Genomic DNA, 25629 nt, shown 5'->3' on the forward strand with positions numbered 1-25629 from the left:
ACTCGATACGATGTCCGAATAGTTCGTCCACGGTTTGGACGGAGTCTTGCGAGCCGATCCCCGCTATGGACCTCGACACCATCACCAGCGTCCTGCAACCGCGCCGAACGAACGACCTGCCGGCGTGGCGGGAAGGCGATGCCTGGCTCGCGGGGGGAACGTGGCTGTTCTCCGAGCCACAACCGGCGCTTGCCCGGCTGATCGATCTGTCGGGCCTCGACTGGCCGGCCGCCGAGATCTCCGACACGGGGTTGAGCCTCTCGGCGACGGGCACCATCGCCGCCCTCGACCGGCTTGCCCTGCCGCGGGACTGGGTTGCCGCGCCGCTCGTCGGTCAGTGCTGCCGGGCGCTGCTTGGCTCGTTCAAGATCTGGAACCGCGCGACGGTCGGGGGCAATCTCTGCACGGCTCTGCCCGCCGGGCCGATGATCGCGCTCGCCGTCGCCCTCGACGGCACCTGCGTGATCCTGCGGCCGGGCGGGGGCGAGCGGCACGTCCCCGTGCTCGACTTCGTCCTCGGTCCGCAGCGCACGGCGCTCATCCCCGGCGAGATCCTGCGCCGCATCGACATGCCGGCCGCGGCGCTGCAACGGCGCACGGCGTTCCGCCGCATCTCGCTCTCCCCCGGTGGACGCTCCGGGGCGCTGCTCATCGGCACGCGCGGGCGGGCGGGAGGCTTCGCGCTCACGGTGACCGCCGCGACGCCGCGTCCCGTCCAGTGTTCGTTCGCCGATCTCCCAGATGCGGCCGCGCTGCGGGCTGCGATCGAGGCGGCGATCCCCGAAGGCGGCTGGTACGACGACGTGCACGGTGCGCCGGATTGGCGGCGCCACGTCACGGGGCTGCTCGCCGAGGAGATCCGGGAGGAGCTCGCCCGATGAGAATCACCGTCAACGGTCAGGTCCAAGAGGCCGCGCCGCAGCCCGGCCAGTGTCTGCGCACGATGCTGCGCGACCTCGGCTGGTTCGGGGTGAAGAAGGGTTGCGACGCGGGCGATTGCGGGGCCTGCACGGTTCATCTCGACGGCGAGCCGATCCATTCCTGCCTGCTCCCGGCATTCCAGGCCGAGGGGCGGGCCGTCACGACGATCGAGGGGCTGGCCGGATCCTGCACCCTCGACGGGGCCGCATCCACACCCCTCCATCCGATGCAGGCGGCGTTCCGCGACGCGCAGGGTTTCCAGTGCGGTTTCTGCACGCCGGGCATGATCATGACCGCCGCCGCGCTGAATCAGGCGCAGCGGCAGGATCTGCCGACGGCGCTCAAGGGCAATCTCTGCCGCTGCACCGGCTACCGGGCGATCCGCGATGCGGTGGCCGGGCTCGCGCACGCGGAGGCGTCCGATGCCGGGCATGATGGCCCGGTCGGGCGCAGCCTCCCGGCTCCCGCGAGCCTCGCCGTCGTTTCGGGCCGGGCGGCCTACACCTTCGATTGCACGATCCCAGGCCTGCTGCACCTGAAGGTGCTGCGCGCGCCCCACGCCCATGCCCGTATCCTGCACATCGACCGCGCGGCGGCCCTGGCCGTGCCCGGCGTCGTCGCGGTGCTCACCCACGAGGACGCGCCGCGGCGCCGCTTCTCGACGGGCCGTCACGAGAACCCCCTGGACGACGCGGCGGACACGGCGCTGCTCGATCCGGTGATCCGCTTCCAGGGCCAGCGCGTCGCGGCGGTCGTGGCCGAGACCGAGGCCGCAGCGATGGCGGGCGTGCGGGCGCTGCGGGTCACCTACGCGGTGCGTCCGGCGCTGTTCGACCCGAGGATGGCGCTGAAACCCGACGCGCCGCTGGTTCACGATCCCGCCGACCGCGACCCGACCGGCCGGGATGGAGACAGGGCCGGCGAGGACGCGCCGCCGCTCCTGGCCCATCCGAACCTCGCGGCCGAGGCACACGGCGCCATCGGCGATGTCGAGGCGGGCTTCGCGCAGGCCCACCGCGTCCACGAGGCCGAGTACGTGTCCCAGCGCGTGCAGCACGTGCATCTCGAGACCCACGGCGCCTTGGGCTGGCTCGATGCCGACGGTCGGCTGACCCTGCGCTCCTCGACACAGGTGCCCTTCCTCACCCGCGACGCGCTCTGCGCGCTGTTCGATCTCGACCGGGACCGGGTGCGGGTGCTCTGCGGCCGGGTCGGCGGCGGCTTCGGCGGCAAGCAGGAAATGCTGACCGAGGATCTCGTCGCCTTGGCCGTGCTGGCGACCGGTCGGCCGGTGAAGTACGAGATGACCCGCGAGGAGAACTTCTGTTCGGCGACCACGCGGCATCCGATGCGCGTGCGGGTGAAGGTCGGGGCGAGGGCCGACGGCCGCCTCACCGCGATTGCGCTCAGCGTGCTCTCGAATACCGGCGCCTACGGCAATCATGCCGGCGGCGTGCTGCACCATGGCTGCAACGAGAGCTTGGCCGCGTACAATTGCCCGAACAAGCGGGTCGAGGGCTACGCGGTCTACACGCACACCCTGCCGGCCGGGGCGTTCCGCGGCTACGGGCTGAGCCAGACGATCTTCGCCGTCGAGTCGGCGATCGACGAGCTGGCTCGCGGCCTCGGCATCGACCCGTTCGCCATGCGACGCCTCAATGCCGTGCGGCCGGGCGACCCGATGGTCGCGACGAGCCTCGAACCGCACGACGTCGTCTACGGCTCCTACGGGCTCGATCAGTGCCTCGACCTCGCCGAGCGCGCCCTGGCCGACGATCCCGGTGAGCCGCCGCCCGGTCCCGAATGGCTGGTCGGGCAGGGGATGGCCATGGGCATGATCGACACGATCCCGCCGCGCGGCCACTTCGCCCATGCCCGCATCCGCCTCGAACCGGACGGGGGCTATGCGCTGGCGATCGGCACCGCCGAGTTCGGCAACGGCACCAGCACGGTGCACGGACAGATCGCGGCGCAGGCGCTCGGCACGACGCCGGACCGCATCCGCCTGATCCAGGCCGACACCGATGCGGTGACCCACGATACCGGCGCCTATGGCAGCACCGGAACCGTGGTCGCCGGCCAGGCCAATCACCGGGCGGCCTCGGCTTTGGCCGGCAGGATCCTCGCCGCGGCAGCCGCTCAGGCCGGCACGGAACCCGAAGCCTGCCGCCTCACCCGGGACGGCGTCGAGACGCCGTCCGGCGTCATTCCCCTGACCGAGCTCGCGCGGGGCGACGGGTTCGAGGCAACGGGCGACGCCGACGGCACGCCGCGCTCGGTGTCCTTCAACGTCCAGGCATTCCGTGTGGCCGTGCATCCGCGAACCGGCGAGACCCGCATCCTTCGCAGTATCCAGGCCGCCGATGCCGGGGTCGTGATCAACCCGATGCAGTGCCGCGGGCAGGTCGAGGGCGGCGTGGCGCAGGCGCTCGGTGCCGCCCTCTACGAGGATTACCGGTTCGATGCGGAGGGCGGCGTCCTCACGCGCACGCTGCGCAACTACCACATCCCCGCCCTGGCCGACGTTCCGGCCACGCAGGTGCTGTTCGCCGACACGCACGACACCGTCGGCCCGCTCGGCGCCAAGTCGATGAGCGAGGCGCCCTACAATCCCGTCGCCGCGGCGCTCGGCAACGCGATCCGCGATGCCACCGGCGCGCGCCTCACTGCGACCCCGTTCGCGCCCGACCGGATCTATCGCAGCGTCATGGCCGTGCGGGAGACGGCGGGCGCCTGATCGGCGCCCGCCTCCTGTCTCACACCGTCCGCTCGGAGAAGATCGACTTCTTGACGATGGCGTGGACGCCCCAATTGCCGTCGACGACCTGGGTGATCCCGAAATCGACCGCGATCGACATCAGCGAGATCGCCTCGTCCTCGGTCAGCCCCTTCGCGTGCATGAGGAACTGGCGCATCTTGCGGAAGGCGTCGCGCATCGCGAGGTCGATCGACGATTTGGAGAAGATCGCGTCCTGCGCGTCCGCGCCGAGGTCGCGCAGGTAGTTCGGGTAGCTGAAGCCCGAGAGCACCCACTCGTCCTTGGTCTCGATCATCGGGAAGTCCAGCGCCTCCAGCGAGGTGCCGGCCAAGTCCGCCTTCTTGTGTAGGATGAACTGGAAGGTGCCCGTGAGCGAGCACTCGATCGCCGTGCCGCAGAGTTCCGAATCGCCCTGGCTCGCATGCGGATCGCCGACCGAGAACAGCGCGCCCGGCACCGCGACCGGATAGTACAGGGTCGCCCCCTTGCCGATGCGCCAGTTGTCGATGTTGCCGCCGGTATAGCTCGGCGGGATCGAGTTCACCCGGTCGGCCTCGGACGGCGCCAGACCCATCGTGCCGAAATGCGGGCGGATCGGCACCCGAATGCCCTTCAGCACGTCGAAGCGGCGCTCGGTCTTGGTGTGATCCACCGGCAGGCCGGGATAGTCGATCGTCGGGTGCGCGACCCCGTTCGGGTCGGTCACGCCCGGCCAGCGGAAGCTGTAGACCGCCTTGGCCCAGTCGCGCCCCCCCGTGGCGTCGACTTCGTAGATCGTGATCACCTCGCGCTTCTGCCCCTCCAGCATGTCGTTGTAGTGGTAGCCCCACCACGCCGCCGCGTTGCTGCCGAAGGTCAGGCCCTTGAACTTCGGGTCGGCGGCGGGACGCGGGGCGACGTCGAGGATGCGCACCTCCAGCACGTCGCCGGGCTCGGCCCCGCGCACCGCCACCGGCCCCGTGCAGATATGGACGCCGAGACCGCCGCCCGGGCCGAGTTTCGCGTCGTCCGGCCCCGCGCCGCGGCGGGAGACCGCCTTCCGGTCCTTCGTCCAGAGGAAGACGCTCTCGGCGCCGGGGTCGCCCGCGACCATCCGTTCGGCATCGTCGTTGGCGTGGTGCGTCAGCGTCTCGATGGTCACGAAATCGCCCGACGCGATCTCGATCTGAGGTTTCAGCAATTTGCTGAAATACCCCCAATGCACGGTCTCGGCCGAGGCCGGCAGGTGGTAATGCGCGGCCTTCCCGACGGCCGTCTGGGCGCTGGCCTCGGCGAGCGCCGGGCTCACGAGCGACAGGCCGCCCGCCGCCCAGGCCGCCGCGCCGCCCGTGGCGACGAAGCCGCTCTTCAGGAAGGCGCGCCGCTCCGGCTCCATGTCGCGCCGATAGCGCAGACGGTGTTCGGCGAAAGCCGCGCAGGTGGGATCGTCGCCCAGGCACATATTCGCGTTTCCTCGACCAGAAAGAGCCGGCAGGGCCCTATGCAAGGCAACGGCCAAGCTTTCACGCAGCCGTGACCGGCCCGTCCGGACGACCGGTCCTGCAGCGCGGTCTTCTCTCGTGGCGAGCAGGCGTGGCACGATGCGTGCCCGCGCGTTCCCGTCCCCACGGATAGGCCTCGATGACCGAACCAGCGCCGCTCAACCGCTTCACCGTCGAACCGCTCGCCCGGATGACCCGCCGGCTCGCCGACGTCGCCGCCGGCCGGGCCGAGCCCGACCTCGTCGTCACCGGCGCGCGGCTGCTCTCGACCTATTCCGAGCGCATTCTCGAAAACCGCGAGATCCGGATCGCGGGCGGACGCATCGCCGCGGTGCTCCCGGCCGGGTGCTACCGGGGCTCCGCGCCGGTTTACGACGCCGGCGGCGGCCTGATCGCGCCGGGTCTCGTCGATCCGCACCTGCATATCGAGAGCAGCATGGTGACGGCCTGCGCCTACGCGGAGGCCGCGCTCATCAACGGCACCACCACGATCGTCTGCGACAGCCACGAGATCGGGAACGTGCTGGACGCGAAGGGCGTGGAATGGATGCTGGAGGATGCCCGCGCAGCCCCGCTCAACATCTACCTCACCGTCCCGAGCACGGTGCCCGCGACGACGCCAGCGATCGAGACCGCGGGGGGCGACCTGACGCCGGACAAGATCGCCGCCCTGTTCGACGCGTGGCCGGAGGCGATCGCGCTCGGCGAGAAGATGGACTTCGTCGCGGTGGCGGCGGGGGAGGAGCGGGCGCACGCGATCATCGCCGTCGCCCTGGAGCGGGGCCGGCCCGTCTCCGGGCACATCTATGGCCGCGATTTCGTAGCGGCTTACGCGGCGAGCGGCGTCACCGACACGCACGAGGCGATCGACCGCGACATCGCCGACGATCTCCTGGAGGCGGGCCTCTGGATCTTCCTGCGCGGCGGACCGCCGACGACGCCCTGGCACTCCCTGCCGGCGGCCATCGGCACGATCACCGAGTACGGCGCGGCCTGGAAGCGGATCTGCGCCTGCACCGATGACCGCGACGCCGACGATCTCCTCGCCTACGGCTTGGATTGGGTGGTGCGGGAGGCGGCGGCACGGGGCATCCCGCAAGCCGCAGCATGGGCGATGGGCTCGCTGCACCCGGCGACCCGATACGGGCTCGACGGCGAGATCGGCGGCTTGGGCGGCGGGCGGCGCGCCGACCTCGTGCTGCTCGACGACGATCTCGTGCCTCAAGCGACGTGGTACGGCGGCGAACTGGTGGTGGAGGGCCGCAAGGCCACGCCGCGGCTGGAGGCGGCGCTCGCCACGCCCTACCGCTATCCGGCGGCCGCCTATGCCACGGTGCGCCTGCCCGACCCACTGCCCGCCCTGGTGCCGCCGCTGCCGCCCGGCCCCTGCACCGTCAACGCGATCCGGACGACCCTGCCCGGCATCGAACTGATCCACGAGCGCGTCGCGCTGACACCCGCGACCGACTGGCCCGAGACGCTGGCGGCGCACGATCTCTGCCACGTCGCCGTGGTCGAGCGACACGGTCTCGGCGGCGGGGTCGCGCATGGGCTGCTCTCCGCCTTCGGCTTGAAGCGTGGAGCGGTGGCGAGCAGTGTCGGGCACGATTCGCACAACGTGATCGTCGCGGGCCTCACCGAGGCCGATATGCGCGTGGCGCTCGACGCGATCGCTGCGGCGCAGGGCGGGGTCTGCGTCGTCGAGGCGGGTCAGGTCGTCGCGATGGTGCCGCTTCCCATCGCCGGGCTCCTCTCGGACCAGCGCGTGGGCGTCGTCGCCGAGGCGATGCGGGGGCTCAAGGCGGCTTGGGCGGAGGCGGGCTGCGCCATCCCGTATATGGGCTTCAACCTGATCCCACTCTCGGTGATCCCGCAGATCCGCATCACCGATAAGGGTCTCGTGCTGGTGCCGGAGATGTGCCCGGTGCCGTTGTTCGAGGCGGCGTAGCATAGCCTGATTGGCACGAGCCTCGGACCGACCCGAGCACAAGGGACTGCCCTGCCCGTGACGCGGTGGTTCACGCCGTCGCGGCGGTCGGCGTTTCGGAAAACAGAGACTGAGCCTCGGCTTGCTCGACGAAGCGTCGGATCAGCCAGCGCCCGGCCGGGCCGGGAGGATGATCGGTGCGGTAGATCGCGGTGAGCGGCAGGCGGCGGCGCGTGGCCTCGGGCAGGCGCAGTTCGACGAGGCGACCGGCCGCGATATCCGCTTCGACCATATGGGCGGGCATGCTGCCCCAACCGATCCCGGCCAGCAGGAGCGTGTGCTTGGTGCTGAGGTCGGAGAGCCTCCACGTCCGGCTGGCGACGACGCCGAATTCCTGGCCGTGCGAGAGCGGCGAACGGTCGGTGATGACGAGCTGGATCTGCTCCCGGGCGGCGCCGGGAGGCTGCTCCCCCCGCGCGAGCGGGTGGCCGGGCGCAGCGACGGTCAGCATCTCGACCTCACCCACGGCGATCCGCTCGAGCGGATCCGTCTCGCGGTTCCAGAACTCGACGCTGATGCCGATCTGGGCCTTGCCGCTCGCCACGAAATCCTGCGCGGTGCCGAGCGCCTCGACATTCAGACGCAGGGCCACGGTCGGGAAGCGGACCTGGAAGGCGGTGAGGGCATCGACGAGCCGGGCGCCCGGCAACAGGACGCTCGATACGAAGGCGACCTCCGCCTCCAATCCCCCGAGCAGACCGCTCACCCTGGCGCGCAATCCGTCGATGCCGTGGGCGATCGTGCGTGCCTCGGCGAGCACGGCACGCCCGGCCTCCGTCAGTTGCGGCCTGCGCGTGGATTCGCGGTCGAACAGGGACACGCCGAGTTGGAGTTCCAGGTTGGCGACCGTGTAGCTCACCACCGAGGTGGCGCGGTTCAGCCGTCGCCCGGCCGCCGCGAAGCTGCCGCTCTCGACCACCGTGAGAAAGACCCGCAACTGGTCGAGCGTCGGTGTTCCCGGTCCCTGCATGCCGCCCTCCCAGAGCGAGGCGTCCCTCCGGGCCGCCTCTCCCCGAGCAAGCAAGCGGGAAGCCGGCTCCGTGGGGCGGAGCCGGCTTCCCGGTATTCGGTCGGATCGATTGCGCCGGGGGCCGGCTCAGCGAGTGGAGCGCGCGCGCCGGATGGAGCCGGTCGTGAAGACGGTGTCGGTCGCCGCGGCGCCGGACTGCTGGAGACGCTGCCCGTGATGGGTTCCGTCGAGGCCGCCGGGGGCGGTCGCGGTGGGGATGCCGGCGGGGGCGTTGTAGCTCTGCGCGGAAGCGGCACCGGTCAGGCCGGCGGTCAGTGAGAGGGCGAGGGCGGCGGCGGTGAGAAGACGGGACATGGTGAACTCCATCGGTCCGGTGCGGAGACGGTCGCTTCGGCCGTCAGCTGATGGAGTGAAGATGGTCCCGGATCATCTTTCTGAAAACTGGAATAAGATCGAACGAAACGTTCGATGAAATTGAACAGTCGAGCGCAGGGGCAATGCCGCATGCGATGATGCCGGCGACCCGTTCCGCAGCGCTGGCGCAACGAGAAAGGGCCCACCGCTCCGGGAGCGGCAGGCCCTCTCAACCGTCGACAGGCGTCACGTTCGGCAGAGTTCAGCGCGAACGATCGGCGCGCGGCGCGTGGACGATCGAACCGGTCGCGTAGACGCCATCGACCGAGGCCGGGCCGGGTCGACCGTAGCGATCGACGTAGCGCTGCACGTTGCCGGGACCGGCAATCCCTTCGAGGCCGCCCGGGGCGGTGGCGGCAGGGATGCCGCTCGGAGCGTTGTAGCTCTGCGCGAAGGCGGTGGTGGACAGAACGAGGCCGAGAGCGGCGCCCGCAACAATCTTGAGGCTCATGGCACAATCTCCGAAAATTGAGTTCGAAGCCGCGCGCATCTGCGGCTGCCGATTAGTCGGAAATTGAGCAACGGTGCTGCGGAAAACAACATCTTCTGCCTTGGTGGTGTGCACATAGACACAGCACACGCGCCGGAGCGCGACGGATCAGGCCCAGGCCATCGATCAGGTTTCCTTTTATGATCAATTGTTTGGGCAAACTTTGCGTGTTTTTTCGGCTTCACGCCGGAGCTAGCATGTTTCTTTCGCAAAACGTGCTTTTTCACACACGCAAAACGGTCAGACGGGCGGTTCCGTGAGCTACCAGGGCGCCGACCCGCCGGTCAGAGCCTCGTAAGAGGGGATCCGCGCCGCGAGGGGGCGGCCTTCGACCATCACGAGTCGATCCGCGTTCGGCCGCGAGACGACCTCGTTGAGGCTGCGCGCGGGGAGCAGGATCAGGTCGGCAGGACCGCCCTCACGGATCGTGCCGGCATGGGCAAGACCCATGGTCGCGCCGGGCACGGGACCGGCGAGGGCGGGCGCCCCAGCGAGCGGATGATCGAGATGAAGGATGCGGACCGCCGCCCGGATCGTGTCGAGCATGTCGTGGTCGCCGTAGGCGTAGAAGGCGTCCCGGCAATTGTCGCCGGCAACCGCGACGCGCACGCCCGCCGCCATGAGTTCCTGAACCGGCGCCACGCCGCGCCAGCGCGGGGTTCGGCCATGGGCGCGATCCTGGAGATACATGTTGACGGTCGGAAGGGTCACGACCCAGATTCCCGCCTGCGCGACCCGCGCGATCGTGGCCGCAGCCTGCTCCGCCGGCTGGAGCGCGAGGCTGCAGCAATGGCCGCAGGTGACCCGCCCCTCGTAGCGGTGGCGGAGGGTGGCTCGCGCCACGGCGTCGAGCGAGGTCGCGGCGGGATCGCCGGTCTCGTCCACGTGCAGATCGATATCGAGATCCCGCTCGCGGGCGAGGTCGAACAGCCGGTCGAGCAGGCTGTCGATCTCGGCGAGGGCGGCCCCGTGCAGGCCACCGGTCGGCCGGGTGACACCGCCGATCAACCCGCCCGAAGTCGCGATCAGGTCGGCGAGCCGGCGCCCGTGATCGGTGGCGTAGGCGTCGATTGGGGTCAGACCGACGCCCTGGAGCGCCACCCGTCCGGCCCAGGCGTCCCGGACCTCCCGGAACACGCCCCAGGTGATGGCCGCCTGATCGCGGAAGCGGCCGCCATCCTGGCTGTCGAGATGCGTGCGGATCGCCCCTGTCCCATGGGCGAAGGCGCAGGCGAGCCCGAATTCCATGCGGCGGCGCAGATCCGCCGCGTCCCAGTGCGCCGTGCGATCCGCGCTCGTCGCGTCGCGGGCCCCGGGGAAGTCGCCGGTCGGGTTGGGCGTTCGGGCGACCGTGTGTCCCTTGTCGAGATGCGTATGCATGTCGACGAGGCGCGGCCAGGCCTGCCGGCCAGCGAGGTCGGCGGCGGGCAGCGTGGCCGGAGCGGCGTCCGTTGACTGTCCCGCGGGCCGGATCGGGCCGAAGCGTCCATGCGCGATCAGGATGTCGACGATCGCGCAGTCGTCGGTGTCGAGGGGGGCACCGGCCGGCACACCGTCCGTCAGGAAGGCGGCGGGCACGCGCGCGTTGAGCAGGCGGAAAGCCGGCGCCGACGGCAGGAACGAACCCTCCGGCCTGTCGTGCTCGCGCTCGTTACATCCGAACATGTCGCGCTCCTGCGGGGGACGATCACTCGAACACGCAATCGACGGTGCTCTGGCGCTCGAACTCGGCCTCGATCCGGGTCGCGAGCAGGTGGGCGGGGCCGTCGAGCGGGGCACGGGCACGCTGGACCAACGAGGCGCGCTGCGTGATGGCGCGATCGTCGGAAAGCGGCGTGAAGGCCAGGACACCGCGGCGTATCTCGTCGCCGACATCCAAGAGATTCACGAAGGTGACGTGCGGCGGGGTCTGGGCGAGGCGCTTCATCAGCTCGATGGAGTTCGTCTCGACGGCGGGCGTGAAGCTCGCGCCTTCCGGGACGAGGACTTCGAGCACGCCGCGCAGGGTCATCGAGTGGTCGGCGACGACGAGGGGATATTCGAGGCAATCGGCCATCCGCACCTGATAGCGTCCGCTGAGCGGGTGGTCTGGCGCCATCACCGCGCCGAGCCGGTGCTCGAACTCGGCGATGCAGCGCAGGCGCGGATCCGCCGGCAGTTTATAGGCCAATGCGAGATCGGCCTCGCCCGAGAGCAGCGCCGCGACGATCCGGTCGATCGACAGGATGGAGACCTTAACGACGATGCGTGGATTGGACTCGCGGAACGCGCCGATCACGCCGGGCAGCACGCTGCCCGCGATGCTCGCCATCGTCGCGATCGTCACCTCACCGCGGGTCAACCCCTTGAGGGACGCCACTTGAGCCAACATGCGCTGGTGATCGTTCAGGGTGTCGCGCACATGTCGCACCAGCACCTCACCCGCCGCCGTGAGGCGCAGGCCGCGCGGCAACCGCTCGAACAGCGGCATGCCCATCTCTTCCTCCAAGGAGAGAATCTGGCGGTTGACGGCGCTCGACGCGACGTTGAGGCGGGTGGCCGCCCGGCGGATCGAGCCGCTGCGAGCCACCTCGTCGAGGTAGGCGAGCAGGCGATGATGCAGCATGGGCTGAACTCCCTCCGTCCCGCATCCTGCGCGCGCCCCGGCGCGGATCGGCCGAACCGTTTGCAGGGAGCTTGCCAATCGGTTCCGGGCCCAGCCCGCTGCCGTCCCCGCCTCAGCCCGTTCGAAGCATCCGCGCCGCGCGCCCTGATCTCCTAAGTCGGAGACCGACCGCCCGGACGGGCTGGTGCTGCCCACCCTCGATCGAGCGGACCCGGCGTCGCCCGAAGCCCCCATCGGCCGGCATCGGCGGCACAGTCCTTGCTCGCAGAAATGCGGCCGCTGCGGCGCCACGGGAGCCTTCACGATGCGCGTGTCACGGGCCGGACTTGGCCTCGGTCTACCCCTACTCGCCTGGATCGTCGCGGCTTGCCTGTTCGGGGGCAGCCTCGCGACCGCGCCCGGCGCGCGCGCGCAGGGGACGCTCACGCCTCCGGCGGGCCAGCCACGGGTGACGGCGCCAGGCGGGCGTCGCGGCAAGGCGGCCCGCGCCGCCAGGAAGCGGCGCTGAGGGACTGAATGCGGCGGGCATCCGCCGTGCCGCATCGTGCCTCATTCGTGGTCCGGCACCTCCCGGCGCGAGCGACACCTCGATCCCGCCTGGTTCTCCACCCCGTCCCGACAACGATCTCGATGCAGGAAAGTCAGCGATCATGCGTTCTACGATGACAGCCGCGCTCGCGCTGCTCGGTCTCGTCAGTGTCGTCGGCACCGCGCTCGCTCAGGGCTCGACCGGCGCCCCGGCCGGTACGCCGGCGGCGACGGCACCCGGCGGCACCGAGGGCGCGGCCGCGATCCCGAACGAGCGGGAAGCGATCCGCTCCGGTGACGCGATCCCGGCTCCGCCCGGCGTCGGGGTGCCGGTCGAGACGCCGCCGCGACCCGGCATGGAGCCGCCGCCGCCTCCGCCGCCGCCACGCCCCTGATCGGTTTGACGGGCGGCACCGTCTGATCCCCGGCGAGGCCTCCCGTTCGAGCGACCGGTGTGGGAGGTCTGACGCGCTCAGTGATGCCCGGCCATGTGCCGGCCGATCACGCTCGACTCGGCCGCCGCGGCCGGCGTCTCGTAGACGAGCTTGCCCTCCGACATCACGACGATGCGGTCGGCCAATTCGAGGATCTCGTCGAGATCCTCGCTGATCAGCAGGACCGCCGCACCCGCGTTGCGCGCCGCGACGATGCGCGAGCGGATCTCGGACACCGCCGCGAAGTCGAGTCCGAAGCAGGGATTGACCACGATCAGGAGATCGACCGGGTCGGTCAGTTCGCGGGCGAGCACGGCGCGCTGCACGTTGCCGCCGGACAGCGTGGCGATCGGCGCCTCGGAGGAGGCGGTCTTCACCTTGAAGCGGGCGATCAGGTCTTTCGCCCGCCGCCCCATGGCCCGTCGATCGAGCCAGAAGGTCGGCGAACCGGCGGGATCCTCGCCGCGACGGTCGAAGGCGCGGAAGGCGAGATTCTCGGCCACCGACATCCGCGGCGCGCAGGCATTGCGCAACGGCTCTTCCGGGATGAACCGCACCCGGTGCCGACGGCTTTCGCCCCGGGTGCCGCGATAGGGCTCGCCCTGTACCGTGATCCGCCCACCCAGCGCGCGGATCTGGCCGCCGAGCACGTCGGCGAGTTCCTTCTGGCCGTTGCCGGACACACCCGCGATGCCGACGATCTCGCGTCCGCGCACGCGCAGATCGGCGATGTCGATGCGGCGCATTCCGGACGCGTCGGTCGCCTCCAACTTCTCGACGTTCAGCACCGTGCTTGCCGCGTCGGGTTCGCCGATCCGCGCGGCGATGGTCCGAACCGTCCGTTCGCCCACCATCATCGCCGCCATGTCGTCGCGCGAGAGCGCGCCGACCGCACCGCCGCCGACGAGCCGCCCACGGCGCAGCACGCTCAAGGAGCGGGCGAACGCCTCGACCTCGCGGAACTTGTGGCTGATCATCAGCACGGTGAGCGCGCCGCGGTCGGTCATGCCGCGCAGCAGGCCCAGCACCTCCTCGGCTTCCGCTGGCGTCAGCACGGAGGTGGGCTCGTCGAGGATGAGAAAGCGCGCCTTGAGATAGAGCTGCTTGACGATCTCGAGCTTCTGCTTCTCGCCCGCGGCCAGTTCCGCCACCGGTCGATCGAGGTTCAGCCGGAACGGCATCCGGGCCATGAAGTCAGAGAGCGCCGCACGCTCGGTCCGCCAGTCGAGCAGGGCGGGCGCGTCGGCCCGGGCGATGACGAGATTTTCGGCGCCGGTCAGCGAGGGCACCAGCGTGAAGTGCTGGTAGACCATGCCGAGACCGCGCTCCTGCGCCCCCTTGGGGCCCGTGATCTCGGCCTCGCGCCCGTCCACGAGCACGGATCCGGCGCTCGGCGCGTAGAAACCCATCACGCATTTGACGAGGGTCGACTTGCCGGCGCCGTTCTCCCCGAGCAGCGCGTGGAAGCCGCCCGCCTCGATCCGCATCGAGACGTCGTCCAGCGCCGTGAAGCCGCCGAAGCGCTTCGTCATGCCGATCGTCTCGACGGCGAGGGCGCCGGTTCCGGGCGCGACGGGTGGGGCGACCGTCGCAGCGGGGTCCATGCTAGCCTCCATGGGGGCCGGCGCCCATCGCCGCGAGAACCGCGTCGGAGGCGGCGACCGCACCGAACACGCCGCCCTGCATGGTCACCATCTTCAGCGCCGCGGCGTGGTTGCCCGGATCGGTCGCGGCGGTCCCGTCGGAGACGATCACGCATTCGAAGCCGCGATCATTGGCCTCTCGCATGGTGGTGTGGACGCAGACATCCGTGGTGATCCCGGTCAGGATCAGGTTGCGGATGTGGCGCGTGGTCAGGATGAGTTCGAGATCGGTTGCGCAGAACGAGCCCTTGCCGGGCTTGTCGATCACCGGTTCGTCGGGCAGCGGCGCGAGTTCCGGAATGATCTCCCAGCCCGGCTCGCCGCGCACCAGCACGCGCCCGCAGGGACCGGGATCGCCGATCCCCGCACCGATCCGGCGTGAGCGCCAGCGCTTGTTGGCGGGCAGGTCGGCGAGGTCCGGGCGGTGTCCCTCGCGGGTGTGGATCACGTGGTATCCATTCCTCCGCGCCGCCGCGAGGAGCCGCCCGATCGGACCGATCGGCGCGCGGGTGAGGGCAAGGTCGTAGCCCATCGCGTCGACGTAGCCGCCGGTCCCGCAGAAGTCGGTCTGCATGTCGATGATGACGAGCGCCGTGTTGGCGGGGCGCAGGTCACCGTCGAAGGGCCAGGGATAGGGTTCGGCGGCGACGTAGGTGCCGTTCGGGCGCCCGTCCGTCCCGGGCAGGGGAGATGGTGACGCGCTCACTCGGCGGCCTCCCGCGCCGGGGGCGTCTGCGCCGCGCCGTAGGAACGCGTCGGCGCGGCGAAGCCGCAGGAGGTGCCGTCGACGACTTGGACCGCGTCCTCCCACGGCACACGGTATTGGCCTGCGGCGAGGTCGTGCATGTAGGTGTAGGGGCAGTCCTGCGCCCCGCCCTTCACCGCCGTGTAGCCGCGGTGGCCGAGCTGGTAGATGTTGTTCTCGACGCCCCAGTGCAGGCGCGCCTCGCGCACGAGGTCGGGCCGCACTTCCGCCGTGACGATCTCGTCGACGCGTCCGGTCGTGGCGTGGGCGATGACCGAGCCGTCGAAATTCACGATCATGCCCTCGCCCATCGAGTCGAAGGTGCCGTCCGAGCCGCACATGCAGACATTGGCGGTCACCATCAGGTTGCAGAACGCGTTCGACTGATTGGTGAAGCGCCATGATTCGCGGATCGGCGCCGTGTAGCCGGCCGTGCGGATCATGATCTCGGCGCCCTTGTAGGCGCATTCCCGCGCCATTTCCGGGAACATGCCGTCGTGGCAGATGATGAGGCCGATCTTGGCCCCCTTGGGTCCTTCGATCACGGGGATGCCGAGATCGCCCGGCTCCCAGGGCTCGACCGGAACCCAGGGATGCATCTTCCGATAATAGAGCTTCAGCTCGCCCGCATCGTCGATGATCAACCCGGAATTGTAGGGGTTGCCGCCGGGGTTGGCCTCCATGATCGAGAAGCAGCCCCAGATGCGGTTCGCGCGGCAGGCCTCCTTGAAGGCGGCGACTTCGGGACCGTCGAGGGAGACCATGATCTCCGGGTTGGTGTCCATCGAGAGGCCGTGCAGCGCGTATTCGGGGAAGACGACGAGGTCCATAGTCGCCATGTTGGCCCGCGCCTTCCCGACCATGGCGACGATGCGCTCGGTCTGCGCCCTCAGATCCCCGGGGGTGACCACGTTCGGCAGCTGGAGCTGGACGAGGCCGATGACGATGCCGTTCGGGGATTTGTTCAGTCCGCCGAGACCGTTCATGGGAACTCCGTGACTATTTGAGAGACAGTTCGCCCGGCGCGCCGGCCAAGGCCCGATCGGGCGAGGAGGTGGCGATCAGCAGGGCCAGGGTGAGGACGTAGGGGGCGGCGTAGAACAGGTAATAGCCCTGGGAGATGCCGACCGATTGCAATGCCGGCCCGAGCGCCCCCGCGCCGCCGAACAGCAGGGCCGCGCCGAAGCAGGCGAGGGGATTCCAGCGCGCGAAGATGACGAGCGCCACCGCCATCAGGCCCTGCCCGGACGAGATGCCCTCGTTCCAGGAGCCGGGGTAGTAGAGCGAGAGATAGGCCCCGCCGATCCCGGCCAGGACGCCGCCGACGGCGGTCGCGAGGAGGCGTACCCGGTCGACGTCGTACCCCATGGCACGGGCCGCATCGGCACTGTCGCCGACGACGCGCACGATCAGCCCAGCCTTGGTGTTGCGGAAGGCCCACCACAGGAACACGGCGAGGGCGGCACCGACGAGGAACAGCACGTTGACGCGAAGGGCCGCCTGAACCTGGGGCGTATCCGACCAGAAGCCGAGGGGGATCGCGGGCAACGGCGGGGCGGAAGGCTGGATGAAGGGCTTGCCGAGGAAGAAGGCCAGCCCGGAGCCGAACAGCATCAGGGCGATGCCGATCGCCACGTCGTTGACCCGTGGGAACCGGCAGATGAATCCGTGCAGCAGGCCGAAGCCGCCCCCCGCGAGACCGGCGACCGCGACCCCCGCCCAGGGACTGTCGGTGACCACGGCCGTGGCGTAGGCCGACATCGCGCCGAAGACGAGCGTGCCCTCGAGTCCGAGATTGATCCGCCCCGATCGCTCGGTGATGGTCTCGCCCAAACTGACGAACAGGAACGGCGTGGAGACGCGGATCGCGCCGCCGATGACGGCGAGCAGCACTGTCCAGAGGCCGAGATCGTCGTTCATCGTGTCCGCCTCACGCGCTCGGATTCCTGGGACACGCTCATGCGGCTGCCGCCGCCCCGTTCGACGTTTCGCGCTTCTCGGCCCAGAGATGCGGGCTGAAGATCTTGAAGCGCCCGTAGAGTGTCTCGCTCAGCAGGACGACGAGGAAGAGAAGCCCTTCGAGGACGAGGACCGTGGCGTCGGGCAGTTGCATCCGCCGCTGAATCAGCCCGCTCGATGCCTCGATGCCGCCGAGCAGGAAGGCGACGGGCATGATGCCGAGCGGGTTGTGGCGCGCCAGGAAGGCGACGAGGATGCCGGTATAGCCGAATCCGGCATTCAGCGAGGCGTTGGCGTTCCCGTGTACGGCCGCCACCTCGAAGAACCCGGCCAGCGCCGCGCAGGCGCCGCCGAGCGCGGTGAAACCGACGACGAGCCGCCCGACCGGCAATCCCTGGATCTGAGCGGCGCGCACGTTGCCGCCGGCGATGCGCGCGGCGAAGCCCGTCGTCGTGCGCTCCGTCAGGAGGTAGGCGGCGAGGCAGACGATGGCGCCGACGCCGAGCCCCCAATGGACGTCGAGGCCGGGCAGCGGACCGACCGCGAACGCCTCGCCGATCGGCCAGGTCGAGGGCTTGTTGAGGCTTCCGGGATCGCGCAACACCCCCTCGATCAGGTGATTCGAGAGAGCGATCGCGATGTAGGACATCAGCAGGCTCGCGATGGTCTCGTTGACGCCGCGATAGGCGCGCAGGGCACCGACGGCGCCGATCCAGAGCGCCCCGGCACCAGCCGCCGCCAGCGCCATGAGCGGCACCGCGAGGGTCGCCGGCCATCCCTGGAGCGGCTGCGCGGCAGCGGCGGCGGCGACGCCGCCCAGAACGATCGCACCCTCGCCGCCGATCACCACCAGGCCGAGGCGGGCCGGCAGCGCCACGCAGAGGGCGGCGAAGAGCAGGGGTGCCGCGCGCTGCAGGCTGTTCTGCAAGGCGAAGGGCGACCCGAACCCGCCCCGCCAGACGAGATTGACGAAATCGACCGGGCTCTTGCCCAGAACGAGCAGGAAGAGACTGAACAGTCCGAAACCGGCGACCACCGCCCCGACCGGGATCGCCACCACCTCGGCCCGACGGGCGAGCCATGCCCGCGCCTGAAGCGCCGCGGGCGGGCGGTTCGGCGCCCCCGGGACGGGCTCGGCGAGCGGTAGGGCGGGGGCGGTGGTGTCAGCGGCCATATGCGTCACGTCCTCGTCCGCAGCGCGGCAGGAAGCATGCCAGCCGGATTCAGGCGGAGCCCTTCACCCCCTCGACGAGGTAGTTGGTCTTCTCGAGTTCGATCGCGTTCTCGGCGAAAGCCTTGCCCGAGCCGGCGATCTCGTTGCCCTTGTTGTCCTTCAGCGGTCCCTTGATGATGGCGAAGCCCCCCTTCATCATCTCGGCCTTCACCGCATCGGCATTCGCGCGCGCCGCGTCGGACACGGCCGGGCCGTAGGCGCTCATCTTCACGAAGCCGTCCGGCAAGCCGCCGCGCACGAAATTCGGCGGTGCCTTGCCGGCCTGCATGTCGGCGACGAAATTCTTGTAGATCGAGGCCCAGTTCCACTCGGCGCCGGTGAGGTACTTGCCCTTGGCGAGCGCCGACTGGTCGGCGTGGTAGCCGCAGACGAAGGCGCCGCGGCGCGCGGCGGTCTCGACGACGACCTTGGGACTGTCGACGTGGCAGGTGATCACGTCGGCCCCGCCGTCGATCAGGGCGTTCGTCGCCTCCGCTTCCTTGACCGCGAGCGACCACTCGCCGGTGAAGATGACCTGCACGGTGATCGACGGATCGACGCTGCGGGCGCCGAGCAGGAAACCGTTGACGTTGTTGAGCACCTGCGGGATCGGCTTGGCCGCGACGAAGCCGAGCTTCTTCGACTTCGAGGCGTGGGCGGCGACGATGCCGTTCAGGTACTGCCCCTGCGCGATGTAGCCGAAATACGAACCGGCATTCTTCGGGTTGGCCTCGGTCCAGAGGCCGCCGCAGTGACGGAACTGCACCTTGGGGTTCTTCTTGCACTCGATCAGCATGTGCGGATCGAAATAGCCGAAGGAGGTCGGAAAGATCAGGCTCGCGCCGTCCAGGTTGATCATGCTCTCCATGGTCTTCTGGACGTCGGTGGTCTCGCGGACGTTCTCCTCCTCGACGACCTGAACGCCGGGGATCGCCTTCAGGGCCGCGGCGCCCTGCGCGTGGGCTTGGTTGTACCCGTAATCGTCCTTGGGGCCGACATAGATGAACCCGACCGTGAGCGGGCTGGCAGCCCGGGCGCGGGCGAAGGGCAGCGAGCCGAGCGCGACAGCGGACGTGCCGACGAGAAGATGTCTGCGGGAGAGAGAATGGGCTGCCACGAGGTTCGGTCCGTCTTGACGATGTGAGACCGGAACTTTGCAAGAAGTGGACCTGTCCCGTGCCAAGCAGGGGACAAAAGTTCCGGCCTTGTGGCAGCGTGTTCCGCTCAGGCGCCTGAAACGACATCCATCTCTGCACGCTCTCGCATCAGCCTGTTCCGGCCTCGCGCCGTCCTCATCGAGGCAACATCTTCTCGCCCGTCGCCTCGATGATGGTTTTCGATACGAGTCCGTCAGAGCGTCCCGAACAGCTCCCGGGCCAGCCGTGTATGCGCCTCGCGCAGATCGCCCGTATCGACACCGATCGGTGCGCCGTCGATCACGCGCCAGCTCCCCGCCACCATCACCCGGTCGGCCCGATGCGCCCCGCACAGCACCAGCGCGGCGAGGGGATCGTGCGCACCCGAGAAGCGCAGTTCGTCCAGGGTGAACAAAGCGAGATCCGCCTCGCGGCCCGGCTCGATCCGGCCGATGTCATTGCGCCCCAGGCAGCGGGCCGAGCCCTCCGTGGCCCAGCGCAGCGCGTCGAGGTGGCTGACGTCTTCCGCACGGTAACTCAGCCGCGCCAGCATCAGGGCGTGGCGCACGCTCTCGATCAGGTTGGAGTTGTCGTTGGAGGCGGAGCCGTCGACGCCGAGACCCACGGGGCTGCCCGCCGCCTCCAGCTCGCAGGTCCGGCAACGGCCGGACGCCAGCACCATGTTCGAGGTCGGGCAGTGGCAGACGCCGACCCCCGCGGCACCGAGGCGCCGCACCTCGTCGTCGTTGAAATGGATGCCGTGCGCGAGCCAAGTCCGCGCGCTCATCCAGCCGACCTCCTCGAGATAGTCGACCGGGCGCTGCCCGTACATCTCGAGGCAGTAGGCGTTCTCGTCGAGCGTCTCGCCGAGATGGGTGTGCAGCCGGCAATCGTGACGTTCGGCGAGCCGCGCGCTCTCGTGCATCAGCCGCTTGGTGACGTTGAAGGGTGAGCAGGGAGCGAGCCCGATCTGCACCATCGCGCCGGGTTTGGGATCGTGGAACAGCGACAGCACGCGCTCGCTGTCGGCCAGGATCGTGTCGTCGTCCTGCACCAGCGTCTCGGGCGGCAGGCCGCCATCCTTCTCCGACAGGCTCATCGAGCCGCGGGTGACGAAGGCGCGGATGCCGATCGCGCGGGCCTCCTCGACCTGGATATCGACGGAGGCTTCGAGGCCCTTCGGGAACAGATAGTGGTGATCGCCCGCCGTCGTGCAGCCGGAGAGCAGCAATTCCGTGTAGGCGAGCCGGCTGGCGAGCCGGAAGGCCTCCGGGGTCAATCGCGGCCAAATCGTCGAGAGCGCCTTCAGCCAGGGGAAGAGCGGCTTGTTGATCGCGATCGGGTGGGCGCGGGTCAGCGTCTGGAAGAAGTGGTGGTGGGTGTTGACGAGGCCCGGGATGACGACGTGACGCCCCGCGTCGAAGGTCTCGTCGACCGGTGCGACGGGCCGGGCGCCCGCCGCGACACGCTCGACGATGCGGGTGCCTTCGACCACGATTCCGCCGCCCGCTCCCTCGGCCAGGATCGCCAGGGGATCGCGGATCCACAGGCGGCGGGGTGTGGCGCTCGCTTCCATCATCCGGGGCCGGTTCTCCACTTCAGGTTCCGGGGACCTTCCCCGGAACCGGTCAATGATCAGAAGATATGGACGGCGACGCCCGCGAGGAACGATTTTTCCTCCGCACCGGGGCCGGCGCCGCCCTGAGCGAAGCCGATATCCTTGTCGACGCCGAACTTGTTGCGCCAGTACTGGAAGCCCACGAACGCATCGAGCCTGCCGGGCTGGTCCCAGACCAGCTTGCCGACGTCCAGCACGAGGTTGGTGCGCGAGAGGAATTCGACGTTGGTCGGGGCCGTGCCCGGGATGCCGCCGTTGCCCTTGGGCAGGACGATGTTGTTGAAGCCCGCGAGCTTCAGCGGGAAGCCGCCGAAGAGGCCGTCGAGCGGGAAGCTGTAGACGATTTCGAATTCGGGCACCCAGTCGAACTCGACGCTGCGGAACGGCCCCACCGCGAAGCCGTTGCGGTTCCATTCCTTGTAGCCGTGCACGGCGACGTTGAGGAAGCCGACCGGCACGTCGACCGAGAAGACGAGACCGCCGACCACGTCACGCTTCTCCGGACCGAAGACCGTGTTCTTCGTGTTGGCGTCGAAACCGAAGGAGAGCGACACGTCCTTCACGAAGCCGGGATAGGTGAAGGACGTCGTCCCGATCAGTTTGTTGAGGCTCAGCGAGCCCCGATACAGGCCGTAAGCCTCGGTCGCCCCGAAATCGTAGACGACGGCTTGGCCGCCCGGTCCGTTCGCGGTGCCGGCCGGGTCCTGGCTGCCCGACTTCAAAATATCGAGCGAGAAGAAGTTCGTTCCGTACTCCCAGGCATCCGCGTGAGAGATGTTGAGGATGTGCTTGGGAATGTCGCGCCCGTCGAGCGGATTGGCCGTATTGTTGTTCGGTACGCCCGGCTCTGCGGCCGGAAACGAATAACGGTAGCTGACCTGGGTGTCGGAGAAGAGGAAAAACGAGACAGGCTTGGCCGGCGCGGCCTCGACCGGCGCGAGCGGCCTCTTGTACCCGTCCGCCGCCAAATCGGCCGCCGACCCTTGCCCGACCGCGGCCAGCGACAACGCCAATCCGACCATGAGCCCCCTTGCGAACATTGTTATTCCCCTCATTCGCATGCCATTGAGCAGGGGCAGCAACCGATATGCCATGCAGCGTCTTGAGCTGCCGGTCGAAGAAGCGAGTCACAAAAGCGCAACAGAATGGCCGTGCCACAGGCATTGACGCCGGGTGAACACATCACGTCATCTTTTCAGGAACGACGCTCGCGGGGCCGCAGGCAGTGGGAGGTCTTCGTTAGGGCGCTGCGACTCCCTTTGATTTGCCGAAACTTTGGAAGTTTGCGCAGACTCTGCCCGTGATGCCGGCGCGATCCAGGTCCGATGACGATTTGCGCTCAGTCCGCTGAGATCCGGGGTGCGACGCGTTCCGGCGGATCGGCGATCGCAGGATGAGGATCGACCGGCGGCGGCGATCCGGCACGCGATCGCCTTGCCGCGATACAGCGGTGCGATTTCCGCGCCGGATCGATGCCGTTCCCGACATCGTGAAGCATCAAGTGTCGCGCTCTTGATCTGTACCGTGAGCCTTTTCGACATCCTCATCGAGGTCGGGCTGCCCAATGCATGGGATGTCCGTCGCCATCGGCACGATCTGCGACGGACGCGCACTGGCGATTCCGACGCGCCTCCAGATCGGATCGCGTGCCCATGCGAGCGTCATCTTGACAAGACTTCGCGCAACGGAGCCCATGATTGAGCGTGGTGTTCCGTCAACTTGCATGCATGATCGCGGTGATCCGTACGACCCGGACCATGATCCGCGAGGCCGCACCATGCCCGCTCGCCCCACGACCATGCTGGACGCCGAGCCGTCGCCCCTGCCGATCGATACAGCGACGCTGGCGCTCGTCGTCATCGACATGCAGCGCGACTTCCTCGAGCCCGGCGGGTTCGGCGCGAGCCTGGGCAACGACGTCTCGCTGCTCGCCGCCGCCGTGCCGCCCGCCCGCGCCCTTCTCGCCGCCGCACGGGCGGCCGGCCTGCTCGTCATCCACACGCGCGAGGGCCACAGGGCCGACCTCTCCGACGCGCCGACGGCCAAACTGACACGCGGCGCGCCGAACGCGCGGATCGGCGACATCGGGCCGATGGGGCGCATCCTGATCCGCGGCGAGCCCGGTCACGACATCATCCCGGACCTTCAGCCCCGCGACGGGGAGCCCGTCATCGACAAGCCGGGCAAGGGCGCCTTCTACGCCACCGAACTCGGCGCCGTGCTGGAAGCGCGCGGCATCGACACGCTCATCGTCTGCGGCGTGACGACGGAGGTCTGCGTCCACACGACCGTGCGGGAGGCCAATGACCGCGGCTACCGCTGCGTCGTCGTCGGAGATGCCTGCGGTTCCTACATCCCGGCCTTCCATGAGGCCGGTCTCGCCATGATCACGGCACAGGGGGGCATCTTCGGCTGGGTGTCGGACTCGTCCTCGGTCGTCGCCGCCCTGGGCCGCAGCTGAGGCGCGTTCCCGAAAGCTTCGTTCGCCGCAAGGAAGCCGCCCTCCGGCAATGCGCCGCCTCGGATCGCTTACCGGCCGTACTCGCGGCCGTTGGAAATCGTCGATGGCGCGGCCGTTGCACGGATGGAGGCGGCCGGACTTCGGCCTTTGGAGAAGCGAGGACCGATGCCCGCGCCCCTCACCGAGCCGCCGACACCCGACCTCGACGCCTTCGCCGCGCACGCGGCCGACATGCTGGGCCTGACCCTCAACTCCGCTTGGACGGCGGCCGTCGTCGCCAACCTGCGCGTCCTGCGCGAGGCCGCGGATCTGGTCGGCGCCTTTCCTCTGCCCGACGAGGCCGAGGCCGCTCCGGTTTTCACGGCGTGAGCGACCGGCCGGACTGGAGCCGCGCCCCGGCATCCACGATCGCCCGGTCCGTGGCAGAGGGGTCCGTCGCGGCAAGCGACGTGGCGGCCGCCGCGCTCGCGCGCATCGCGCGCATCGATCCGCAGGTGAACAGCTTTACCGATATTCTTTCCGAGCGGGCGATGGCGCGGGCCGAGGCGGTCGATGCCGCCCGCGGGCGCGGCGAAACGCTCGGACCGCTGGCGGGTGTGCCTTTCGCCGTCAAGAACCTGTTCGATGTCGCCGGTCTACCGACCCGGGCGGGCGCGCGGATCAACCGCGAGCGGCCTCCCGCCGCCCGCGACGCCGCCCTGATCCGGCGCATGGAGGCGGCGGGTGCCTGCCTCGTCGGCGCGCTCAACATGGGCGAATACGCCTACGACTTCACCGGCGAGAACGTCCACGACGGCGACACCAAGAACCCGCACGATCTCGGGCACATGTCCGGCGGCTCGTCGGGCGGATCGGGCGGGGCGGTCGCCGCGGGCCTCGTGCCGCTCGCGCTCGCCTCCGACACCAACGGCTCGATCCGGGTTCCGTCCGCCTTTTGCGGCTGCTTCGGGCTCAAGCCCACCTACGGACGGCTGAGCCGGGCCGGCAGCTTCCCCTTCGTCGGCAGCCTCGATCATCTCGGGCCGATGGCGCGCTCGAGTCTCGACCTCGCTCTGGCCTACGACGCGATGCAAGGGCCCGACCCGGAGGATCCCGCCTGCGTTGTCCGCCCACCCGAGCCGACGGTCGCGGGCCTCGACGCGGGAATCGGGGATCTGCGCATCGCGGTGGCGGGGGGCTACTTCGCGTGCCGAGGGCACCCGGAAGCCTTCGCCGCCGTGGATCACGTCGCTCGGGCACTCGGCTGCAGCCGCCGCGTCGAGATCCCGGAGGCGGCGCGTGCCCGCGCGTCGGCCTACCTGATCACCGCAGCCGAGGGCGCCGCGCTCCATCTCGACCGGCTGCGCACGCGGGCGTCCGATTTCGACCCCGCCGTCCGCGACCGACTCATCGCCGGGGCGATGCTGCCCGCCCCCTTCGTCGAGCGGGCGCAGCGGTTCCGGCGATGGTACCGCGCCGCCGTGCTCGAGCTGTTCGGCGAGGTCGACGTGATCCTCGCGCCGGCCACACCGTGCCGGGCGCCGCGCTCGGGGCAGAAGACCTTCCTGTTGGACGGCGTCGAATGGCCGGTGCGGGCCAATATCGGCCTGTTCACCCAGCCGATCTCCTTCATCGGGTTGCCCGTCGTGGCGGTGCCGGTTTGGCTCGACGGCGGTCTGCCGCTCGGCGTGCAGGTGATCGCCGCGCCCTGGCGCGAGGCGGTCGCCCTGCGGGTCGCGCATGAACTGGAGCGCGCGGGCGCAGTACGGGCGCCGGTCGCGACGCTGGAGCCGGAGACATGATCATCGACGATCCGGAGGTGAGAGCCGAGGTCGAGGCCGCCTTCGCAGCCTACGAGACGGCCCTGGTCGGCAACGACGTCGAAACCCTCGAACGGCTGTTCCACGACGATCCACGCACCATCCGCTACGGGGCGGGTGAGAACCTCTACGGCATGGACGCGATCCGCGCCTTCCGTCGGGCCCGCTCGCCGCAGGGGCTCGCGCGCGACTTGAGGGACACCGTGATCACCACTTACGGGCGCGATTGCGCGGTGGCGATGACCCTGTTCACGCGGGCGGGCGCCCCCGGTCGAATCGGCCGTCAGAGCCAGACATGGCTGCGCTTTCCCGATGGCTGGAAGGTCGTGGCCGCCCATGTGAGCATCATCGAAGACGACCACGGGGCTTCAGGAGCGCCCCACCCCTAGCGAGCCTGTCCGAGAAGTTTCAACCCGACAGGATCGCGCCGGATGCGCCGCGGCGCCGAAGACCGCCCGGGAGCGCGC

Annotated in this window: 23 protein-coding genes; 9 read left to right on the plus strand and 14 right to left on the minus strand. The window is 69.7% G+C overall.

Annotation, left to right across the window (positions count from 1 at the left end):
• Positions 1–65 precede the first annotated feature (65 nt).
• Positions 66–881 (plus strand): FAD binding domain-containing protein, encoded by an 816-nt coding sequence (locus MFF26_RS22100; RefSeq protein ID WP_137828034.1) that lies wholly within the window; start codon positions 66–68, stop codon positions 879–881.
• On the plus strand, positions 878–3658 hold the full coding sequence (locus MFF26_RS22105; protein WP_137828033.1) for a molybdopterin-dependent oxidoreductase: 2781 nt from the start codon (positions 878–880) through the stop codon (positions 3656–3658). Before MFF26_RS22100 ends, MFF26_RS22105 begins: the two co-directional genes overlap by 4 nt.
• A gap of 19 nt (positions 3659–3677) precedes the next feature.
• Here the strand turns inward: MFF26_RS22105 and MFF26_RS22110 are convergent, their stop codons facing one another.
• Positions 3678–5120 (minus strand): acetamidase/formamidase family protein, encoded by a 1443-nt coding sequence (locus tag MFF26_RS22110; protein WP_137828032.1) that lies wholly within the window; start codon positions 5118–5120, stop codon positions 3678–3680.
• Positions 5121–5299: 179 nt separating this feature from the next.
• Here MFF26_RS22110 and MFF26_RS22115 point away from each other — a divergent pair, with 179 nt between their 5' ends.
• A complete protein-coding gene (locus tag MFF26_RS22115; RefSeq protein WP_238308568.1) occupies positions 5300–7108 on the plus strand; it encodes an adenine deaminase C-terminal domain-containing protein in 1809 nt (602 codons plus the stop codon).
• A 70-nt stretch (positions 7109–7178) separates the two neighbouring features.
• Here the strand turns inward: MFF26_RS22115 and MFF26_RS22120 are convergent, their stop codons facing one another.
• The 5 genes from MFF26_RS22120 to MFF26_RS22140 form a co-directional block, all read right to left on the minus strand.
• Positions 7179–8117: a LysR family transcriptional regulator gene (locus MFF26_RS22120; RefSeq protein WP_137828030.1), complete on the minus strand. Its 939-nt coding sequence runs from the start codon at positions 8115–8117 to the stop codon at positions 7179–7181.
• Positions 8118–8243: 126 nt separating this feature from the next.
• Positions 8244–8471, minus strand: a complete 228-nt coding sequence (locus tag MFF26_RS22125; protein WP_137828029.1) for a hypothetical protein — start codon at positions 8469–8471, stop codon at positions 8244–8246.
• Positions 8472–8733: 262 nt separating this feature from the next.
• Complete coding sequence (locus MFF26_RS22130) at positions 8734–8982, minus strand: hypothetical protein (RefSeq protein ID WP_137828028.1); 249 nt, start codon at positions 8980–8982, stop codon at positions 8734–8736.
• A 300-nt stretch (positions 8983–9282) separates the two neighbouring features.
• On the minus strand, positions 9283–10686 hold the full coding sequence (locus MFF26_RS22135; protein WP_238308569.1) for a cytosine deaminase: 1404 nt from the start codon (positions 10684–10686) through the stop codon (positions 9283–9285).
• A 22-nt stretch (positions 10687–10708) separates the two neighbouring features.
• Complete coding sequence (locus tag MFF26_RS22140; RefSeq protein ID WP_137828027.1) at positions 10709–11626, minus strand: LysR family transcriptional regulator; 918 nt, start codon at positions 11624–11626, stop codon at positions 10709–10711.
• Between the two features lie 304 nt (positions 11627–11930).
• Here MFF26_RS22140 and MFF26_RS22145 point away from each other — a divergent pair, with 304 nt between their 5' ends.
• The gene (locus MFF26_RS22145) at positions 11931–12134 is read left to right on the plus strand and encodes a hypothetical protein (RefSeq protein ID WP_137828026.1); all 204 of its coding nucleotides are present in this window, start codon (positions 11931–11933) and stop codon (positions 12132–12134) included.
• 142 nt (positions 12135–12276) lie between these two features.
• On the plus strand, positions 12277–12549 hold the full coding sequence (locus MFF26_RS22150; RefSeq protein WP_137828025.1) for a hypothetical protein: 273 nt from the start codon (positions 12277–12279) through the stop codon (positions 12547–12549).
• Positions 12550–12626: 77 nt separating this feature from the next.
• On the opposite strand, the gene MFF26_RS22155 is transcribed toward MFF26_RS22150, so the two are convergent.
• From MFF26_RS22155 to MFF26_RS22190, 8 genes are all read right to left on the minus strand, one after another.
• On the minus strand, positions 12627–14192 hold the full coding sequence (locus MFF26_RS22155; RefSeq protein WP_137828024.1) for an ABC transporter ATP-binding protein: 1566 nt from the start codon (positions 14190–14192) through the stop codon (positions 12627–12629).
• Between the two features lies 1 nt (position 14193).
• Positions 14194–14937: a biuret amidohydrolase gene (gene biuH, locus MFF26_RS22160; RefSeq protein WP_373324518.1), complete on the minus strand. Its 744-nt coding sequence runs from the start codon at positions 14935–14937 to the stop codon at positions 14194–14196.
• Positions 14934–15962 (minus strand): formamidase, encoded by a 1029-nt coding sequence (locus MFF26_RS22165; protein ID WP_137828023.1) that lies wholly within the window; start codon positions 15960–15962, stop codon positions 14934–14936. Before MFF26_RS22165 ends, biuH begins: the two co-directional genes overlap by 4 nt.
• A gap of 13 nt (positions 15963–15975) precedes the next feature.
• The gene (locus tag MFF26_RS22170) at positions 15976–16896 is read right to left on the minus strand and encodes an ABC transporter permease (protein WP_137828022.1); all 921 of its coding nucleotides are present in this window, start codon (positions 16894–16896) and stop codon (positions 15976–15978) included.
• A gap of 37 nt (positions 16897–16933) precedes the next feature.
• Positions 16934–18109: an ABC transporter permease gene (locus MFF26_RS22175; RefSeq protein WP_137828021.1), complete on the minus strand. Its 1176-nt coding sequence runs from the start codon at positions 18107–18109 to the stop codon at positions 16934–16936.
• A 49-nt stretch (positions 18110–18158) separates the two neighbouring features.
• Positions 18159–19265, minus strand: a complete 1107-nt coding sequence (locus MFF26_RS22180; RefSeq protein WP_137828020.1) for a BMP family ABC transporter substrate-binding protein — start codon at positions 19263–19265, stop codon at positions 18159–18161.
• A gap of 233 nt (positions 19266–19498) precedes the next feature.
• The gene (locus MFF26_RS22185; RefSeq protein WP_137828019.1) at positions 19499–20863 is read right to left on the minus strand and encodes an 8-oxoguanine deaminase; all 1365 of its coding nucleotides are present in this window, start codon (positions 20861–20863) and stop codon (positions 19499–19501) included.
• Between the two features lie 56 nt (positions 20864–20919).
• On the minus strand, positions 20920–21942 hold the full coding sequence (locus tag MFF26_RS22190) for a hypothetical protein (protein WP_137828018.1): 1023 nt from the start codon (positions 21940–21942) through the stop codon (positions 20920–20922).
• A gap of 737 nt (positions 21943–22679) precedes the next feature.
• Here MFF26_RS22190 and MFF26_RS22195 point away from each other — a divergent pair.
• The 4 genes from MFF26_RS22195 (at position 22680) to hpxZ (ending at position 25551) form a co-directional block, all read left to right on the plus strand.
• A complete protein-coding gene (locus MFF26_RS22195; protein WP_137828017.1) occupies positions 22680–23363 on the plus strand; it encodes a cysteine hydrolase family protein in 684 nt (227 codons plus the stop codon).
• A 165-nt stretch (positions 23364–23528) separates the two neighbouring features.
• Positions 23529–23732, plus strand: a complete 204-nt coding sequence (locus MFF26_RS22200; RefSeq protein ID WP_137828016.1) for a DUF4089 domain-containing protein — start codon at positions 23529–23531, stop codon at positions 23730–23732.
• Positions 23729–25144 (plus strand): AtzE family amidohydrolase, encoded by a 1416-nt coding sequence (locus MFF26_RS22205; protein WP_137828015.1) that lies wholly within the window; start codon positions 23729–23731, stop codon positions 25142–25144. Before MFF26_RS22200 ends, MFF26_RS22205 begins: the two co-directional genes overlap by 4 nt.
• Entirely contained in the window at positions 25141–25551 is a 411-nt protein-coding gene (gene hpxZ, locus MFF26_RS22210; protein ID WP_137828014.1) for an oxalurate catabolism protein HpxZ, read from the plus strand. Before MFF26_RS22205 ends, hpxZ begins: the two co-directional genes overlap by 4 nt.
• Positions 25552–25629: the final 78 nt, after the last annotated feature.

This window comes from Methylorubrum suomiense, assembly GCF_022179765.1.
Lineage (GTDB): Bacteria > Pseudomonadota > Alphaproteobacteria > Rhizobiales > Beijerinckiaceae > Methylobacterium > Methylobacterium suomiense.